The organism is Achromobacter sp. FW305-C-28 (genome assembly GCF_058783235.1).
Genome location: NZ_JBYSYL010000002.1, coordinates 528340 through 544510, shown reverse-complemented (window position 1 = coordinate 544510; position 16171 = coordinate 528340). Strand labels below are relative to the sequence as shown.

The following is a 16171-nucleotide window of genomic DNA, read 5'->3' as shown; positions in this document are numbered from 1 at the left end:
ATTCACCGGGCTCAGCTGCCCTGCTTGTACTTGTCATGCAGCTCTTGCAGCAGCGGCTGCGCCGGCTCGATGTCCAGGCGCTTTTCCGTGGCGATCAGCCAGCCGGTGCGGTGCCAGCCCTGGATCACCTTGTCGACGGCGGCGATGGTGTCGGCCTCGCCCTTGCGGGTCCAGACCACCGAGTTGGCCGGCAACACCTCGCTGCCGATGGGCGCGTGGTAGGCCGCCCATTCGGGGTTGCTGCGCAACAAGGGGTGGATCAGCGTCGAATCGTGCACCGCCGCCACGCACTGGCCGCCGCGCAGCGCCAGCAGCGAATCCGACGAGCTCTTGTAGCCCTTGACCACCGCGCCGTAGTCGGCCTGCAAGGGGCGCGCGAAGCTGCTGCCCTGCGACACGCAGACGGGCTTGCCGCGCAGGTCTTCCCACTTGGTGATGCCGCTGTCGCGACGGGTCGCGGCCGCGCCGCCTACCCGGAAGAACGGCGTGGGCGCGTAGCCCAGGATCTCGGCGCGTTCGGGGTTCAGTTCCATCGACGCGATCAGCAGGTCGACCTTGCCCGAGATCAGGAATTGCGTGCGGGTGGCGGTCTGCACCTGCACCAGCTCGGCCTTCACACCCAGGCCCTTGGCCAGTTCACGCGCCAGGTCCGGGTTCCAGCCGACCAGTTCCTGCGTCTTCGGGTCGATCGAGCCGAACACGCCGCCATTGGCCAGCACGCCGATGGTGACGGTGCCGCGTTCCTTGATTTTGTCCAGCGTGGCATCCGCGTGGGCGGCGCCCACGCCGGCCGCCAGGGCCAGGGCGACAGCCGTGCGCAGGAACAGGCCGGGGGTATTGCGAGTTTTCATGTTGTCGTGCCGTATGCATTGAACGGAGTTCTATGCTGCGTGGCCGCGGCGCTCAACACAAAGAAGACTTTCAGATATGGATATGAAACCGCTGGCGCGCCGGGGGCGTGCTCCCGGCGCGCGCGCTCGGGGCGTGCTGCCGAACTTCGCGCCCGCCCCTCGCTCAATCGAGCTTGACGTCCGCCGTGGCGATCACGCGGCGGTAGGTCGCGATATCGTCCCGCACCGTCTGGTCGACCGCCTCGGGCGTGCTCGCCGCAATCGAAAACCCCAGGTTTTCCAGCAAGGCGGCCGTCTCCGGCTCGCGCAGCACCGCCACCACATCGCGATGAATGCGATCCACCAGCGGCTTGGGCGTGGAGGCCGGCACCACGAAACCCTGCCAGCTTTCCACCGCGTAATCCGCCAGGCCCGATTCCTGGATGGTCGGCACCTCTGGCAGCGCCTTGGACCGATATGGCGTGGTGACCGCCAGCGCCACCAGCTTGCCCGACCGCACGTTCTCGGTGGCGGCGGCGAGCGTGATCAGCATCGCATCCACGTGCCCGCCCAGCACGTCCAGCATGGCCGGGCCACCTCCCGGATAGGGAATCTGGTTGGTCCTGGCGCCGATGCGCTCGTTCAGCAGTTCCACCGCCAGGTGTTGCAGGCTGCCGTTGCCACCGGGCAGCGCCAGCGAAATCTCGCCGGGCCGCTGGCGCACCAGCGCCACGAATTCCTGGAAGGTCGTCACGCCCAGCCCAGGCCGCACCACCAGCAGTTGCGGGTTGATGACGGCCTTGGTCACGCCTTGCAGATCACGTACAGGGTCGTAGTGCTGCTTGCCGGGCTGCAGCGCATTCAGCGACAGGGCGTCGCCGCCCAGCAGCAGCGTGTAGCCGTCGCCGCGTGCGTGGGCCACGGCCGCGTTGCCGATCGCGCTGCTGGCGCCCGGCTGGTTCTCGACCACCACGCTTTGGCCCCACTTCTCGCCGAGCTTCTGCGCCACGGTGCGCGCCAGCTTGTCGGCGCTGCCGCCTGCGGCAATCGGCACAATCAGCTTTACCGGCCGGGTCGGATAGCGGCTCGCGTCGTCGCCGACCGCCGGCGCCGCGCCCGTCATGTTGCTCAATAGCCCCGCCCCCACCACCACGCCTGCCGCCAGGCCAAGTGCGGCCTTGAGGACGGATCTGCGTTGACTGCCCATCGAAAGACTCCTGGATTGCTTCACGAAAACCAGGATAGGGGCGCGCCAGGCGGCCACCAAATACCGATAGGCAATGTGGAAATGCCGCGCCGCCGTGGGTGAGATATGTGCGGCGGGCGTTGGGTGCCCTACGCCAGAAACGCCAGCATGCGCCGCGCCAGCTCGCGCGGCTGCTCTTCGGGCAGATAGTGGCCGCAGTCCGCCAGCACCCCGCCTTGCAGGTCGCGCGCCAGCGGCTGCAAGGCCTGGTACAGGTCGGGCGCGCTGCCCTGGTCGCCGCCCAGCGCCAGCACCGGCAGCGTCAGCGGCGTCTCGCGCAGCGCCCGGTTCTGGATGGCGTCCTGGTGCGCCGCGCGGTAATAGCCCAGCATCCCGCGCAGGCCGCCCAGCGTCTGGTACACGCGTTCGTATTCGTCGATGTCCTCGCGGCTGAACACGCCCGGCTTGTTCGCCGTCTTGCGGCTGAAGAACCATTCGATCAGCACCCGCTCGCGCCCGGCCAAGAGCGCTTCGGGGAGGTCGGGTACCGTGTTGAACAGGAAATGCCAGCTCTTCCAGTTGTCCGGCCCCAACTCGATGGCCGGCTTGAGCGTCACGCCCGGAATGTTCGCGTCCAGCAGCACCAGGCGTTCGACCTCGTGCGCATGGCGCGCCGCGTACGGGTAGGCGATCCACGCGCCGATGTCGTGGCCGGCCAGCGCATAGCGCGTCAGGCCCAGCGTATGGAACAGCGCCCGCAGGCGCTCGCCCGCCGTGTGGGTGTCGTAGCCGTCCAGTGGCTTGTCCGAATCGCCCTGGCCCGGCAGGTCCACCGCGTACAGGCGAAAGTGCGGCGCCAGCAGCGGCATCACGCGGCGCCAGGCATACCAGCTCTGCGGAAAGCCCGCCAGCAGGATCAGCGCCGGCCCCGCCCCGCCTTCCACCACGTGGTAGCCCAGGCCGTCCACCCGCACGCGGCGATGCCGAAACGGCACGCCATCCAGCGCGAACATATCGGCGTCATTGAACGTATCCATCTCTGTCACCCCGCTCAATGCAGCGCGCCGCCGCCGGCCTTGATGTCGGCCGTTACCGCCAGCGTCGTCGCCGCCATGATCTTGACCGCTTCGATCAGCGTGTCCAGCGCCAGGCTGGGCTGGCCGGGATGGTGCGCCGCCATTTCCGGCAAGTAAGGCACGTGCACGAAGCCGCCGCGCAGCGCCGGTTGCTCGGTGGCGATGTAGTGCGCCAGGCCGTAGAAAATCGTGTTGCAGTTATAGGTGCCTGCCGTCGACGACACCGACGCCGGCACGCCCGCGGCCCGCAGGTCGCGCACGATAGCCTTGATGGGCAGGGTCGAGAAATACGCCGCCGGGCCGCCTTCGACCACCGGCTCGTCGATCGGCTGACGCCCTTCGTTGTCGGGAATGCGCGCGTCCACCACGTTGATCGCCACGCGTTCGATCGACACATCGCTGCGGCCACCGGCCTGGCCCAGGCAGATGACCACGTCCGGCCGGGTCTCGGCAATGGCCTGGCGCAGCACGCCCACGACCTTGCCGATCACGCACGGCAACTGCCGCGCAACCAGCGTAGCGCCGGCCACCTGCGCGCCATCCAGCCGCCGCACGGCCTCCCACGAGGGGTTCAGCGTTTCGCCATCAAAGGGTTCGATTCCGGTAATCAATACAGTGGGCATTGCCGCATCCTTGCGTCTGAGTTCTGACAGCCATCGTAGGCGCGCGGCATGGAATTGTTGAAATCGATAATTGATATTCGTACTATTGATTGTATGAATCTATCCGCCGTCGACCTGAACCTGCTGGTCGCCTTCGAAGCCCTCTACGACACCCGTAACGTCACCCTGGCCGGCCAGCGCATCAACCGTGCGCAGCCGTCGGTCAGCAGCGCGCTGGGGCGCCTGCGCCTGCTGTTCCAGGACGAACTGTTCCTGCGCACCGCCGACGGCATGCAGCCCACGCCCAAGGCCACGGCGCTGATGCCGGCGGTGACGGCCGCGCTGGAGCACATTCGCGCCGCCCTGACGCAGGGCGCGGGTTTCGAGCCGCGCACGGCATCCGGGCGGCGCTTCACCCTGGCCGCCAGCGACTACGCCGACGTCGTCATCGTGCCCCACATCGTCGCCGCCCTGCGGCATGAAGCGCCGGGCATCGATCTGCGCGTGGCGCGGCTGGACCGCGCCGCCCTCTACGAACAGCTGGACAACGGCACGGTGGATCTCGCCATCGGCGGCCATCTGGCGCCGCCCAAGCGCATGCTGCAGGAAACGCTCTACACGGAAGATTTCGTCTGCATCGCCGACAAGCGCCACCCCACCTTGCGCAGCCGCAAGCTGGACCTGGCGCGTTACCTGGCCCTGCCCCATGCGCTCTTCACGCCCAGCGACGACGGCTCGGCCCGCGGCGTGGTCGACGCCGGCCTGGCGCGGCTGGGCCACCGCCGCCGGGTGGCCTGCACCTTTGCCCACATCGTCGCCCTGCCCCGCGCCGTGCAGGGCACGGACCTGATCGCCACCCTGGCGCGGCGCGCCGCGCAGCGGCTGGCGGGCGACGGCCTGACCCTGCGGCCCTTGCCGCCCGAGGTGGACCCGGGCCCGTTCAACATCGACATGGTATGCAGCCGGCGCGCGCCGGGGGATGCGGCGCTGGGGTGGTTGCAGGGGGTGGTTCGGCAGGCGGCCGCACGGCTGAATGAATAAAAGCCGGACCCAGTTTCCTGGATCCGGCTTGTCGGTCCGGCTACGCTTGCGAGGTCAGCGCCTCAATTGGGCTTTTCCTCGAAGCCCGCATACCCGTCGATGTATGCCCGCCCCGAGCAACGCACCATTGCCACGCAGTTCGGCGCGCCGGTCTTGCTGCTGCAGACGTCCCGGGCCGCATCGCGCGCCGCCTTGGGATCGGGGTTCAACGCCGTGAAGCCGGTGCCGCGGCCCTTGCTGCCCTTGGCCCAGGCCAGGCCCACGCAGCTATCCGTGTAGGTCAGCACCTTGGTGCAGCCCTCGCAGTCTTCCCACTCCAGCAACTTGTTGATGGCGTCCTTTTCGTTGGGATAGCCATCGGCATACGACAGGCCGCCCGTGTTCGTTTCGGCAATGGCGCCCCAATACTCGCGGTCGTTCAGCTTGGCCGACAGCGCTTCCAGCTGGGCGGGCGTGGCGGTCTTGGGGGCTTGCAGGTCTTGTGCGCTGTAGCCCGGGCCCACGCACAGCGGCATCGTGGCCAGGCGGCACTTGCCATCCGGGCTGCCGGCCGTGCAGCGACGCATCGCCTTCTTGGCCGCCAATTCGGGCGACACGCTGTTGCCGGGAAACAGGTCGTTGGACGTGAGGTTGCGCGCATACACCATGCAGCTGTCCGAGAACCAGCTCAGCGACTTGCAGTCTTTGCCGCCGGCGCGCCGGCATTCGGCCACCCCGGCCGCTTCCGCTTCCTTGCCCGTGTCTTCGGGCAGCGCCCAATAGATCTTGGCGTGCTTGCCGTCCGTGGCGATGCCGCCATACAGCGTGTCTGCATGCGCGGCCGGGGCAAATACCCCCGCCATCAACGCAAACGCGGCAATGGCCGAGCGAATCATCGGAACAAATCGGGCAAGCATCATCGTCGTTATCCGGATCGAGTGGATTTGGCGGCCACGATCTTAGCAAGCGGGTTACGCCTTCCGTCCCCCTGGGAATCCGCGCCCAGGCATATTGAGTAACAAATTTCACAGCAATCTGAAAGAAGCTGACCCCGATTTCCGGTAAAAATGGCGGACTTTTCTTAAGCAGGCAGTCAGCCTGCGGCCATCCTCCCGGCTTTACCGTGCTGACGGCCGCGCCCCCGCTTGTCACGAAGAGAAACAAACACGTTGCGCGCCCTGGCTCCGGCCAACCGCCGCGCCCGTCCGACCGCAACGGAGCATCGCCCGCACACCATGACGTCGCCCTTGAATGCCTTTCCCCGCCGGCCGTTCCGGCTTGCCGCAGGCCTGATCGCCGCCGCCAGCCTGGCCGGCTGCGCCCCGATGCCCACCGGGGGCAGTTCAGCCCTGCCGTCGCTGGGCAAGGTCTTCAGCGAAGGCCTGTCGTTCTCGCCCAGCGTCAACGTGGCTCGCAACATGGAAGGCCGTTCGATCAACGACGCCATCGCCGCCCTGGGTGAGCCGTCCAGGAAGCGCGCCGTCGGCAATACGATGGAATTGGAATGGTCGGACTACCAGACGGCGCCCTACCAGGAATGGGTGGTCACCGGCACCAGCCAGCAGGTGGTGGGCATGATTCCCGCCAGCAACACCACGGCCGCCACGCCGGTTTTCCAGCAAAGCAGCACCGGCTACATGCAGAACCGCTCGCGCGTCTATGAATGCAAGGTGCTGATGCGCATGAAAGACAGCGTCATTGTCGGTTCCACCGTCGATGGCAATGTCTGCCCGGAATTCATCGCGGCGCTGCGTAAATGGGCCGGTGAAAACGAAGCGCGCAATTATGTCGTGAAATAGGCGCGGCATAATGCCGCGCATTAACCGCGGGCGTGCGGGCTTTATTTTGATCGTCCGAAGCATTCAGCTTCAAGACAGCAAATAGCGGCCCCCGACAACCATTTGTCGACATTATTTCGTAGCCAATGACCTGCCGCCACGCCATCAATGAAAAACCCCACAATCAATCCCCCGACCCATTAATTTTCCGCGGCGCCTGCCGTTAGTCATTCTGAATATCCCCGGCCAGTCATCAGTGGGCAGTTGTTGCCCGCCAGGAATAACGCAGACATGACTATGATCTCCGCTTCACTGCCACCGCTCGTCATCGCGCCCACGGCGCCCGCGAGCGGGGCCTCCCGCGTTACCAACGTCAACCGCAGCGCCGAGCCGCCGGCGTCCACCTCGGTCACGCTGGGCCAGCAATCAACTGCCCCCCTGACCTATTCGCCGAACACGATTTCCGCCAACCCGGTGCAGGCGCCCGACACGCTGTCGCCGCTGATGTCCGACAACGTGCGCTCGTCGTCGCTGACCGGCCAGTTCAAGGGCCTGGCCGCCGCGCTGCTGTCGCGCTTCCAGACGGACGGCGGCAACTATGCGCAAACGGTCGCCTCGCCGCGCGCCGCGGCCGTGGACGGGCTGGAAGGCCCCGAAGCGAAAGCCCAGGCGGACAACACTGTCGCGCTGCGCATCACCACCGCCAGCGGCGCCAAGGTCAACATCACGCTCGACAGCACCGACAAGGGCCTGTCGGTGCAGATCGACGTAGGCGACGCCACGCTCACCGAAGAAGAACGCAACGCCATCGCCGGCCTGTCCAAGTCGTTCCAGGACGCCGTTGACGGCCTGGCGTCGGTGCCGCCCAAGCTGGCCCTGGGCGCGCTGTCCAAGATCAATTCCAATGTCTTGTCGTCGGTCACGCTGGAAGCCACGGTCGGCGCCGAAGGCCCCGACCGCGTCAGCTTCAATTTCAAGGCAGACGCCGGCCAGCGCTCGCTGACCATCAAGACCCTGGCCGGCTCGGCCCAGATCAATGTGGACGCCAGCCAACCCAGCCAGTTCGGCAGCGCCAAGCAGCAATCGGCCGCGATCGACAGCTACCTGACCAAATTCGACAGCGCCCAGAAGCGCGGCGAAGGCGACGCCGCCCTGATGTCGTATTTCAAGGCCGGTTTCTCGGACCTGCATCACAGCTACGGCGCGTGGTCTCCCCAGGGCGCCACCACCAGCCGCCTGGGCGTGCCCGCCGAGGTGCATCGCACGATGCTGTCCGGCCTGGCCGACTTCTCGGCGTCGATCAGCCAGGCCTCCGTCGCGTCCAATCCTGCCCAGCCACGCGAACTGGACAGCTTCTCGTACCAGACCTCGCAAACCACCAGCAGCAGCGGCCGTGCGCAGTTCGACCTGGCCGTCACGCAGCAACAGCAGTCGTCGTTGAACGCCAGTTTCCACCGCGCGCTGACGCCCGACCAGACGCTGAACCTGACCTCGGACCCGGAATCGCAGAACTACGCCTACTACCAGATCCGCGACAACTACGAGAACAAAACCCAGATCGGCTACGACGCCGGTAAACTGGCCCTGGCCTCGTTCACCGAGACCAGCACCCTGTCGACCACGGTGTCCAAGTTCATCAAGGGCAAGCTGGTTGACCAGAGTGCCATTCCGTCCACCGAGACCCGCACGCGCGACCTGATGGAACTGCTGCGCGCCGCGGACCTGGACGCGCCGCTCAAAGACACCAACACGCCGCGCGACCAGATCGAGGCCGCCTTGATCCGCAAGCAGGAAGACCTGGCGCAAGCCGTGGCCCGCGCCCGCGGTTGAACGGCTGCCGCCTTCCGGCACAGACAGGGCGCCCCGATTGGGGCGCCCTGTTTTTTGGCCGGATCTTGACCCGATCTCGGCCGTGTCTGACTGGCCTGCTACGCGCCTTCGGGCAGCTTCGCGATCACCTTGAGCTCGAAGTCAAAGCCGTACAGCCACGTCACGCCCACCGCCGTCAACGTCGGGTGCGGCGCCTGGCCCCAGTAGTCCGGCACGACTTGCCAGATGGTTTCGAATTTGGATGCCGGGTCCACCATGAACACGGTCACGTCGACCACGTCTTCGAACGTGGCGCCCGCGGCCTTCAAGATGGCGTTCAGGTTGTCGAACGCCCGGCGCACCTGGGCCTCCAGGTCCGGCTCGGGCGAACCGTCTTCGCGGCTGCCCACCTGGCCCGACACGAACAGAAATCCGTTGGACCGGATGGCCGGCGAATACCGGTTGCGTTCATACAGCGCCTGGCGCCCAGCCGGAAAAACCACATCACGTGTTGCCATTCAATTGCTCCCCGGGGCGTGTGCCCGCATTGATCATGCAGGCACTTTACGGACCCCTGGCCGTGCGATAAACGCGCAACCCTGCCCATCACTGTTTGTAAAATGCAAACAATCCCCCAGACCCCGGAGTGGCAATGGACCGTTTCGATGCCATGCAGGCATTCGCCCGCGTCGTGGAAACCGGCAGCTTCACCAAGGCGGCCGACACCCTGCACATGAGCAAGACCAGCGTCACGCAGCTGGTGCAGCAACTGGAAGCGCGCTTGCGCGTGCGGCTGTTGAACCGCACCACCCGCAAGGTCAATGTCACGGCGGACGGCGCGGTGTACTACGAACGCGTGCTGCGCCTCCTGGCCGACATGGACGACGCCGAAACCAGCCTGTCCAGCGCCGCCGCCGTGCCGCGCGGCCGGCTGCGGGTCGACGTGCCCAGCCCGCTTGCCCGCATGATTCTGGCGCCCGCCCTGCCCGCCTTCCATGCGCGCTACCCGGACATCCAGCTGGACATGGGTGTCAGCGATCGAATGGTGGACATCATCGGCGAGAACGTCGATTGCGTCGTGCGCGGCGGCGAGCTCACCGACCAATCGCTGATCGCCCGCCGCGTCGGCGATCTGCAGCTACGCGTGTACGCCGCGCCCAGCTACCTGCAACACGCCGGCAAGCCGGTGCATCCGGCCGACCTGGAAGATTCCCATCACCGCATCGTCGGCTTTCTGTGGTCACGCACCGGCAAACCCCTGCCCTACGCCATGCGCCGCGGCGACGAAAGCGTGCATGCCCAGGGCCGCTACATCGTGGCCATGGATGACGGCAATGCCTACCTGGCAGCCGGCCTGGCGGGCATGGGCATCCTGTGGCTGCCCGACTACATGGCCCTGGAACACTCGGCCCGAGGCGAATTGGTGCCCGTGTTCGAAGACTGGCGGCTGGACCCCATGCCCCTGTACATCGCCTATCCGCCCAACCGGCATGTCAGCGCCAAGCTGCGGGTATTCATCGAGTGGGTGGCGGAATTGATGGCGGAACACGCGCCACTGATGCGGCCCGGCGCCTAGCCGAACCACGGTACTGCATCGATGGCGGGCATGATGTCGCCCGCCCCCGCCGGCTCGATGACCCGTTCCGCTGCGGGGTCCCGATCGTCTTCGTCGACATGGGCGTGCAATTCGAACGGGGCAAACGCGCTGGCGAAATTTGAAACATCGACAAACGTTGTGTTTATCAATCCTCCGATAGCCGCGTCTGAATTTGGTTAGCATTCACCCGCAAAATGCGAAAAAAATACCCATCGGCGGCAAGCATTCCAACCGCCGGACGAATGCCCCTGTTCCTGCACCAAGGCCTCCCATGAACCCCATCGACCGCCTGCGCCTGCCCGACGATGACCCCACCTTCGGCGGCAACCGCATTTTCGACCTGTTCCAGTATTCGCCTGCCGTCACGGCCAACGGCATGGTGTTCATTGCGGGGCAGATCGGCCTGCGGGCCGACGGCACGATTCCCGAATCGGCCGCGGACCAGGCTGACCTGGCGTTCCAGCGCATTCAGGCCGTTCTTGCGCACCTGAGCCTGGACTTCACCGATCTCGTCGAGCTGGTGACCTATCACGTGGACGTAGGCGCGCAGCTGGCCGACTTTCGCGCCGTGAAGGAAAAGTACATCCGTTCGGATTTTCCGGCCTGGACGATCCTGGGCGTTGCGGCCCTGGCCCGGCCCGAACTGGTGATTGAAATCAAGGCGGTTGCCGCCACCCGACCTGCCGCCCCCCACAAAAAGGACTGAATTCCATGCCATTGACTTCCCTGCTTGCCCGCGCCTGCTTGCTTGCATTGTTCGCCCACGCAGCGGCATCGGCACATCCGACGGGTCAACCGGAACCGGTGGCCTCGGACGCGTCCTGGAACGAGCAGATGGACCAGCGCCGCGCCGGCATCGACGCCCTGCTGGGCAAGGCGCGGCAGGACGGCATGGCGCTGCTGGTGATTCCCACCCTGAACCTGGATGCCCAGGGCAAGCGCGATTTCCACGACCCGGCCACGCGGATGCGGTTCATGCAACAAAGCAGCACCATGATGCATTGGAATCACAAGGCCGACGACGGCTACGCGATCTCGGTCGGCCATGCCGAGCACAAGGCCGACATTCCCGACCTGGGGCCGCTGTTCCAGACCCCGCGCGGCAAGCTGACGTACCAGGTGATTCCGGTCTGGCCGGGCGAATACCGCTTGAATCGCATTGCCTACCACCAGATGGACGCCACCCCACCCAAGGCCGTCAGAAGCATTCCGTCGGCCGACATGCTGGCCAAGGTCGGCATTGCCGAACTCACTCCGACCACCGACCGGGACTTCAAGAAGACCGCCCCCTGGTCCAACTCGGCCGAACAAGGGGACGACGGCCTGGGCAATGGCTGCAGCCTGGTGCTGCGCCTGGGCGGCGGCTGCGACGAACTGGCCCGCGTGTTCCGCTGGGACGCAAGCGCGCGCATCGCGCTGCAACAACGCCAGGCCGAGGCCGTCCAGGTGCCCGGGATCGACGTGCTGCTCAGTTTTTCGCCCATCGCCGACATCACCCTGCACAAGGGCGAAGCCGTGCTGACCGATGGCTTCGTGCTGCTGGACGACCAGCCCGTGCTGGCCAAGAACCTGTGCGAGACATCGCTGGATTTCGTGCGCTGCGCGGTGCAGTCGATCACCGTGCAACGCCTGCCCGCCAGCCTGGAAGATTTTCGCCAGGCGCCGGGGGCCGACACCTTCAACTTGCCCCAGACGCATGCGGCCCTGCGCGACCTGGTCTACCGCGCGCCGACCGTGCATGCCAGGCCGGTGGCGGGCGGGTCACCGAATCTGCTGCGGGCGCAGTGACACTGCGCGCCTGAACGCGGGCGCCGTTTACAGGCGCCCGTCGTCCCGCAGCACGGCGTCACCCGTACGCGGATTCGTCAGCGTGACATTTTCCAGGGCCTTGATGCGCCACTCGCTGCCCTGCCGCGTCAGTACGGCCAGAATCAGCGTGTCGACCGAGTGCGCGCCGGCAGGATGCGCTGCGCCGGCGGTCAGGCGGCTCCAGAAATGCATGACCACCGCGTCCTGGCCGATGGGAACCACGTCGATCAGTTCGTTCTCCAGCGTGGAATCGCGATAGATCGTGGCGTGGATGGGCCCATGCAGCTCGATGATCTCATCGACGCCGCGCACGTAGTGGCCAAACCGGTTCACAAAGGTCGCATCGGCCTGGAACAGCGCGCCGAACGCCTGCATGTCGTGGCGATTCCAGGCGGCCTGGAAGGCGTGGGGGATGTCTTCGGGTTGCTTCAACGGGGTCATGGGCTTGCTCCGGCAGATGCAACCCTTTTATCGCAGATGGCGATCTGCCGGCAAACCCGCGCCATGCCTCCGCCCTCTACTTGTCCAACCCCGCCATCAACACGTATTTCACCTCGACGTATTCCTCGATCCCGTAATAGCTGCCCTCGCGCCCGTAGCCGGAATGCTTGACCCCGCCAAACGGCACCGACGCCGTTCCCACCGAACCGGAATTGAGCACCACCATGCCCGACTCGATGTTGCGTGACAGCCGAAAGGCCCTGGCCAGGTCGCGGGTGTAGGCATAGGCCACCAGGCCGTATTCCGACGCATTGGCGCGCTGCACGACCTCGTCTTCGGTGTGAAAGCGGTAGATCGGGAACACCGGCCCGAAGATTTCGGTGTGTGCGATGCGCATGCTGTCGTCCAGGCCGGCCAGCACCGTGGGCGAATAGAACAAGCCACCCTTGGCGTGCGGTTCGCCGCCCAGCACCACCTGCGCCCCGGCGGTCCTGGCGTCGTCGACCAGCGCGGCGACCTTGTCGATGCCAGCCTGGTTGATCATCGGCCCCACCACGAAGTCTTCCTGCAAGCCCTGGTCGACCCGGATGCGCGCGACTTTTTCGGCCACCGCGGCCACGAAACGGTCGTGGATGGCGTCCTGCACGTAGATGCGGTTGGGCGAGATGCAGACCTGGCCCGAGTTGCGCAGCTTGGCTGCCACCAAGGCAGTGGCAGCGTCTTCCAGGCTGGCGTCATCGAACACGATGAAGGGCGCATTGCCGCCCAGTTCCAGCGTCATTTTCTTCAGGTCACGGGCGCAGGCCGCGGCCAGCAGCTTGCCCACGGCGGTTGACCCGGTGAACGAGAGCTTGCGGATGCGCGGGTCGCCCGTGAACTGCTCGCCGATTTCCTTGGGGTTGCCGGTCACCATCTCGAACACGCCCTCGGGAATGCCGGCGCGGCGGGCGTATTCCAGCATCTTGTAGGCCGTCAGCGGGGTCAGTTCGGACGGCTTGATGATCATGGTGCAGCCGGCGGCCAGGGCCGTCGCGATCTTGCGCGCGATCATCATGAAAGGGAAATTCCACGGCGTGATGGCGGCCGTGGGCCCCGCCGCTTCCTTCACGACCAGCACCTGCGCATGGTCGGCATGGGACGGGATGGTGTCGCCATACACCCGCTTGGCTTCTTCGGCATACCACTCGATGAAGCCCAGGCCGTAGTCGATTTCGCCCAGGGCCTCGACCCGGCATTTGCCGTTTTCCTTGACCAGAATGTCGGCGAACGCCGCCCTGTCGGCGCGGATCAGTTCAAACCAGCGGCGCAGCAGGTCGCCGCGTTCACGGGCCAGCTTGCGCGACCAGGCGGGAAATGCGGCGCAGGTACGGTCGATGGCGGCCTTGACCTCGGCCGTGCTCAGGTCGGGTGCGGTGCCCACCAGGGAACCATCGGCGGGATTCAATACGTTGATCATGAGGTTTGCAGTCCTATCGGGGTGAAAAAGCATGGATGAAATGATAGGATTGCCAACATCAATGATCGATGGCCTGTAGTCTCGTTTTATTGCCTAAAACTATTGTGTTGAATATTTTTACCTGACACCCCAGCCCACGCGCGGTGCGCCCCCGATGCCCGACCACCTCACTCCGGATTCCGCAGCCCTGCCTGCGCAACGCCAGCGCATGGCCACCCTGCTGCAAGTCCTGGCGCCACAAGAGGGCTACAACCTGACCGTGCTGCCGGACGTACGCTTCCTGCGCTCGAACCGCCCCTTGACCTCGGTGCCGGTGCTGTACGACCCCGGCATCGTCATCGTGTGCCAGGGCCGCAAGCGCGGCTACTTCGGCGGACAGACCTATGTCTACGACGAACGGCAATGCCTGGTGGTGTCCGTGCCGGTGCCCTTCACGATGGAAACCGACGCCAGCCAAGAGGAACCACTGCTGGCCATCTACATGCACCTGGATTTCAAGCTGGCCGCCGACCTGATGCTGCAGATCGACCAGGCCGGCGGCTTCCAGGCGGCTGAACCGAAAGGCATGCTGTCCAGCCCCATGGACGCGCCGCTCAGCGCCTCGGTGCTGCGCTTCCTGGAGGCCATGGGCTCGCCGATGCAGGCGCAGATCCTGGGTCCGTCGCTGGTGCGCGAGATCTATTTCCACATTCTCACGGGCGACCAGGGGCCGTCGATGCGCGCGGCGCTGACGATGCAGGGGCAGTTCGGCAAGGTGGTGCGGGCGCTGCGCCGCATCCACGCCTCGTTCAAGGAAGCGCTGGGCGTGGACCAACTGGCCCGCGAGGCGGGCATGAGCGTGCCCGCCTTCCATGTGCACTTCAAGGCTGTCACCGGCACGTCGCCGATGCAGTACCTGAAGTCCACCCGGCTGCATCAGGCACGGTTGCTGATGGTGCGCAACGCCATCACCGCGGCCGCCGCCAGCGCCGATGTCGGCTACGACAGCCCGTCGCAGTTCAGCCGCGAATTCAAGCGCCTGTTCGGGCGCAGCCCCGTGGAAGAGGTCAAGCGCATGCGCGCCGAATTCGCCGTGCCGCCGGCATTTGCGGCCTCGGCGTATGTGTCATCGCACTAATGACGAACATGACAATTTGCCGACAGTTTTATCGCGCTGGCGATAAATCACTGCAAGCTGGCGTTCAGGCCACGTCACTACAATCGGAAGCGTCCAGGTCGTTGATTTGCGCAGGAAAATCGCCCTGGCTGCCGTGCTGAAATAGTTGTTCACGCCAGCTTGCAGCTTGATGGGAACTCTGCCCGGCCTGCACTGATCCATACTGATTCCTGCCGCTTTTCGATTCGTATTTCATGCCGTCTTCCCCGCAGTCGCCGAATCAGCCTCACCCAGGCGGGATTCGCATCGAAGTCTCCGATTCACGCCAGGCCGCCGCTGCGCTGGACGCGGCAGAGCAGTTGCTTTCCGAGCTGGGCTTGCGCGCCGCCGCCCACTGCGACCTGTTGACCGGCCACGTGCCCGGCGTGCATGCCGCATTGAACGCGGGCTTCGCCGCCATCTACCTGCCCGACCACGACACCACCGGCGTTGCCCGCGCGCTCAGCCTGCGCACCGATGCCAGCACGGCGGATCTGGATCGCGAGATCGTGCTGACCATGCTGGCCAGCCCGGTCGCCTTCGCCTTCCCCAGCGTGGCCGAGCTTGAATCCGCGGTGCGCATCCGCCGCTATATCGTGCAGGCCGCGAGCAAGACGGCGCTGGCCTTCGACACCGAACACGCCGAGCGGCCCGACGACTACTTCACCTATGACGACGCACGCGGTTTCACGGTGCTGCCGGGGCGCTCGCTGATCGACGGCCTGCGCAAGGCGACGCAGCCCGAGGCCTCGGGCCAACTGTATTCGTTCTCGTGCTACCGGGCGACGGAATACGTCACCGTGCTGGGCATTGCGCAGGAACTGCACAGCGCCAACCCCGACCTGGCGCGGCGCCTGCAACGCCAATGGGAAACGCGCGCCGTCATGTCCGGCAGTTTCCACGAGACCTTCCTGCACGAATACGGCTCGCTGGCAGAACCGCTGCCGCAACGCTTCTACGTGCCGGGCGACCGCCTGTGGTTCCGCAATCCCGACGCCGAATCGTCGGACGTCGAGGGCTACGAAGGGTCCTGGGTGTTCTACCTGGGCGGCGGCCAGTTCAACAATTTCTGGGAACGCGGCGTGCCCTATACGCTGACGTCCAAGTGCGTCGAGATCTTCCATTGGCGCGACGGCCTGCGCACCGACGCGGACGGCAAGCGCTATATGGACGAAGACGTCGTCAAGGCTCGCGTGCACGACACCTTGGCCGATCCCAAGGCCACCGCCGCGATTCTGGAACGCATGATGCGCATCCGCGATCCGCAGGGCGTCTACGACCAGGGCGGCTGCATCGATGCCACCCGCGAACGGGTCCGGTGGGTGCGGCCCGGCCACAGCGATATTGCGCTACCGGATTTTCCGGGGTCGGCGCGCCCGCTGTCCATCGCGGCCTGATCCGGTACGTCGTGCAGTGACCGCAGCGTGATTCG

General features: G+C 65.9%; 17 protein-coding genes. 8 read left to right on the top strand and 9 right to left on the bottom strand.

Annotation, left to right across the window (positions count from 1 at the left end; all coding sequences use genetic code 11):
* Window positions 1–11 precede the first annotated feature (11 nt).
* From AC3WMR_RS07475 to pcp, 4 genes are all read right to left on the bottom strand, one after another.
* The gene (locus AC3WMR_RS07475; RefSeq protein ID WP_492263414.1) at window positions 12–851 is read right to left on the bottom strand and encodes a transporter substrate-binding domain-containing protein; all 840 of its coding nucleotides are present in this window, start codon (window positions 849–851) and stop codon (window positions 12–14) included.
* A gap of 163 nt (window positions 852–1014) precedes the next feature.
* Entirely contained in the window at window positions 1015–2037 is a 1023-nt protein-coding gene (locus AC3WMR_RS07470; protein ID WP_492263413.1) for a Bug family tripartite tricarboxylate transporter substrate binding protein, read from the bottom strand.
* Window positions 2038–2165: 128 nt separating this feature from the next.
* Window positions 2166–3053: an alpha/beta fold hydrolase gene (locus AC3WMR_RS07465; RefSeq protein ID WP_492263412.1), complete on the bottom strand. Its 888-nt coding sequence runs from the start codon at window positions 3051–3053 to the stop codon at window positions 2166–2168.
* Window positions 3054–3067: 14 nt separating this feature from the next.
* Entirely contained in the window at window positions 3068–3715 is a 648-nt protein-coding gene (pcp, locus tag AC3WMR_RS07460; RefSeq protein WP_025138497.1) for a pyroglutamyl-peptidase I, read from the bottom strand.
* Between the two features lie 93 nt (window positions 3716–3808).
* Here pcp and AC3WMR_RS07455 point away from each other — a divergent pair, with 93 nt between their 5' ends.
* Window positions 3809–4735, top strand: coding sequence for a LysR family transcriptional regulator (locus tag AC3WMR_RS07455; RefSeq protein ID WP_492263411.1), 927 nt, complete (start codon window positions 3809–3811; stop codon window positions 4733–4735).
* A gap of 62 nt (window positions 4736–4797) precedes the next feature.
* On the opposite strand, the gene AC3WMR_RS07450 is transcribed toward AC3WMR_RS07455, so the two are convergent.
* Window positions 4798–5634, bottom strand: coding sequence for a DUF4189 domain-containing protein (locus AC3WMR_RS07450; protein WP_492263410.1), 837 nt, complete (start codon window positions 5632–5634; stop codon window positions 4798–4800).
* Between the two features lie 315 nt (window positions 5635–5949).
* Between AC3WMR_RS07450 and AC3WMR_RS07445 the strand changes: the two genes are divergently transcribed.
* Both AC3WMR_RS07445 and AC3WMR_RS07440 read left to right on the top strand, forming a co-directional pair.
* Window positions 5950–6513, top strand: coding sequence for a hypothetical protein (locus AC3WMR_RS07445; protein ID WP_492263409.1), 564 nt, complete (start codon window positions 5950–5952; stop codon window positions 6511–6513).
* A 270-nt stretch (window positions 6514–6783) separates the two neighbouring features.
* Complete coding sequence (locus AC3WMR_RS07440; protein WP_492263408.1) at window positions 6784–8322, top strand: hypothetical protein; 1539 nt, start codon at window positions 6784–6786, stop codon at window positions 8320–8322.
* A 98-nt stretch (window positions 8323–8420) separates the two neighbouring features.
* Here the strand turns inward: AC3WMR_RS07440 and AC3WMR_RS07435 are convergent, their stop codons facing one another.
* A complete protein-coding gene (locus AC3WMR_RS07435) occupies window positions 8421–8819 on the bottom strand; it encodes a RidA family protein (protein WP_492263407.1) in 399 nt (132 codons plus the stop codon).
* 134 nt (window positions 8820–8953) lie between these two features.
* Here AC3WMR_RS07435 and AC3WMR_RS07430 point away from each other — a divergent pair, with 134 nt between their 5' ends.
* The 3 genes from AC3WMR_RS07430 to AC3WMR_RS07420 all read left to right on the top strand — a co-directional run bounded on the left by AC3WMR_RS07430 (window position 8954) and on the right by AC3WMR_RS07420 (window position 11686).
* Window positions 8954–9877 (top strand): LysR family transcriptional regulator, encoded by a 924-nt coding sequence (locus tag AC3WMR_RS07430; protein WP_492263406.1) that lies wholly within the window; start codon window positions 8954–8956, stop codon window positions 9875–9877.
* Window positions 9878–10169: 292 nt separating this feature from the next.
* Window positions 10170–10604: a RidA family protein gene (locus tag AC3WMR_RS07425; RefSeq protein WP_492263405.1), complete on the top strand. Its 435-nt coding sequence runs from the start codon at window positions 10170–10172 to the stop codon at window positions 10602–10604.
* Window positions 10605–10609: 5 nt separating this feature from the next.
* Window positions 10610–11686, top strand: a complete 1077-nt coding sequence (locus AC3WMR_RS07420; RefSeq protein ID WP_492263404.1) for a hypothetical protein — start codon at window positions 10610–10612, stop codon at window positions 11684–11686.
* Window positions 11687–11713: 27 nt separating this feature from the next.
* Here AC3WMR_RS07420 and AC3WMR_RS07415 read toward each other — a convergent pair whose 3' ends face one another.
* Both AC3WMR_RS07415 and AC3WMR_RS07410 read right to left on the bottom strand, forming a co-directional pair.
* The gene (locus tag AC3WMR_RS07415; RefSeq protein WP_492263403.1) at window positions 11714–12148 is read right to left on the bottom strand and encodes an SgcJ/EcaC family oxidoreductase; all 435 of its coding nucleotides are present in this window, start codon (window positions 12146–12148) and stop codon (window positions 11714–11716) included.
* Between the two features lie 76 nt (window positions 12149–12224).
* On the bottom strand, window positions 12225–13604 hold the full coding sequence (locus AC3WMR_RS07410) for an NAD-dependent succinate-semialdehyde dehydrogenase (protein ID WP_492263402.1): 1380 nt from the start codon (window positions 13602–13604) through the stop codon (window positions 12225–12227).
* 154 nt (window positions 13605–13758) lie between these two features.
* Between AC3WMR_RS07410 and AC3WMR_RS07405 the strand changes: the two genes are divergently transcribed.
* Window positions 13759–14721 carry an AraC family transcriptional regulator gene (locus AC3WMR_RS07405; protein WP_492263401.1) on the top strand — a complete coding sequence of 321 codons (963 nt, stop codon included), beginning with the start codon at window positions 13759–13761 and terminating at the stop codon, window positions 14719–14721.
* A gap of 64 nt (window positions 14722–14785) precedes the next feature.
* On the opposite strand, the gene AC3WMR_RS07400 is transcribed toward AC3WMR_RS07405, so the two are convergent.
* Complete coding sequence (locus AC3WMR_RS07400; RefSeq protein WP_492263400.1) at window positions 14786–14956, bottom strand: hypothetical protein; 171 nt, start codon at window positions 14954–14956, stop codon at window positions 14786–14788.
* On the opposite strand from AC3WMR_RS07400, the gene AC3WMR_RS07395 reads away from it, so the two are divergent.
* The gene (locus AC3WMR_RS07395; protein WP_492263399.1) at window positions 14955–16136 is read left to right on the top strand and encodes a hypothetical protein; all 1182 of its coding nucleotides are present in this window, start codon (window positions 14955–14957) and stop codon (window positions 16134–16136) included. The two genes, AC3WMR_RS07400 and AC3WMR_RS07395, sit on opposite strands and share 2 nt — an antisense overlap.
* Window positions 16137–16171 lie beyond the last annotated feature (35 nt).

What these genes read in the sequence shown, in the direction of transcription:
- AC3WMR_RS07470 (WP_492263413.1), bottom strand. Translation starts at nt 2,037, where the DNA reads ATGGGCAGTCAACGCAGATCCGTCCTCAAGGCCGCACTTGGCCTGGCG.
- AC3WMR_RS07455 (WP_492263411.1), top strand. Translation starts at nt 3,809, where the DNA reads ATGAATCTATCCGCCGTCGACCTGAACCTGCTGGTCGCCTTCGAAGCC.
- AC3WMR_RS07410 (WP_492263402.1), bottom strand. Translation starts at nt 13,604, where the DNA reads ATGATCAACGTATTGAATCCCGCCGATGGTTCCCTGGTGGGCACCGCA.
- AC3WMR_RS07440 (WP_492263408.1), top strand. Translation starts at nt 6,784, where the DNA reads ATGACTATGATCTCCGCTTCACTGCCACCGCTCGTCATCGCGCCCACG.
- AC3WMR_RS07430 (WP_492263406.1), top strand. Translation starts at nt 8,954, where the DNA reads ATGGACCGTTTCGATGCCATGCAGGCATTCGCCCGCGTCGTGGAAACC.
- AC3WMR_RS07395 (WP_492263399.1), top strand. Translation starts at nt 14,955, where the DNA reads ATGCCGTCTTCCCCGCAGTCGCCGAATCAGCCTCACCCAGGCGGGATT.
- AC3WMR_RS07465 (WP_492263412.1), bottom strand. Translation starts at nt 3,053, where the DNA reads ATGGATACGTTCAATGACGCCGATATGTTCGCGCTGGATGGCGTGCCG.
- AC3WMR_RS07475 (WP_492263414.1), bottom strand. Translation starts at nt 851, where the DNA reads ATGAAAACTCGCAATACCCCCGGCCTGTTCCTGCGCACGGCTGTCGCC.
- AC3WMR_RS07420 (WP_492263404.1), top strand. Translation starts at nt 10,610, where the DNA reads ATGCCATTGACTTCCCTGCTTGCCCGCGCCTGCTTGCTTGCATTGTTC.
- AC3WMR_RS07415 (WP_492263403.1), bottom strand. Translation starts at nt 12,148, where the DNA reads ATGACCCCGTTGAAGCAACCCGAAGACATCCCCCACGCCTTCCAGGCC.
- AC3WMR_RS07435 (WP_492263407.1), bottom strand. Translation starts at nt 8,819, where the DNA reads ATGGCAACACGTGATGTGGTTTTTCCGGCTGGGCGCCAGGCGCTGTAT.
- AC3WMR_RS07450 (WP_492263410.1), bottom strand. Translation starts at nt 5,634, where the DNA reads ATGATGCTTGCCCGATTTGTTCCGATGATTCGCTCGGCCATTGCCGCG.
- pcp (WP_025138497.1), bottom strand. Translation starts at nt 3,715, where the DNA reads ATGCCCACTGTATTGATTACCGGAATCGAACCCTTTGATGGCGAAACG.
- AC3WMR_RS07445 (WP_492263409.1), top strand. Translation starts at nt 5,950, where the DNA reads ATGACGTCGCCCTTGAATGCCTTTCCCCGCCGGCCGTTCCGGCTTGCC.
- AC3WMR_RS07425 (WP_492263405.1), top strand. Translation starts at nt 10,170, where the DNA reads ATGAACCCCATCGACCGCCTGCGCCTGCCCGACGATGACCCCACCTTC.
- AC3WMR_RS07400 (WP_492263400.1), bottom strand. Translation starts at nt 14,956, where the DNA reads ATGAAATACGAATCGAAAAGCGGCAGGAATCAGTATGGATCAGTGCAG.
- AC3WMR_RS07405 (WP_492263401.1), top strand. Translation starts at nt 13,759, where the DNA reads ATGCCCGACCACCTCACTCCGGATTCCGCAGCCCTGCCTGCGCAACGC.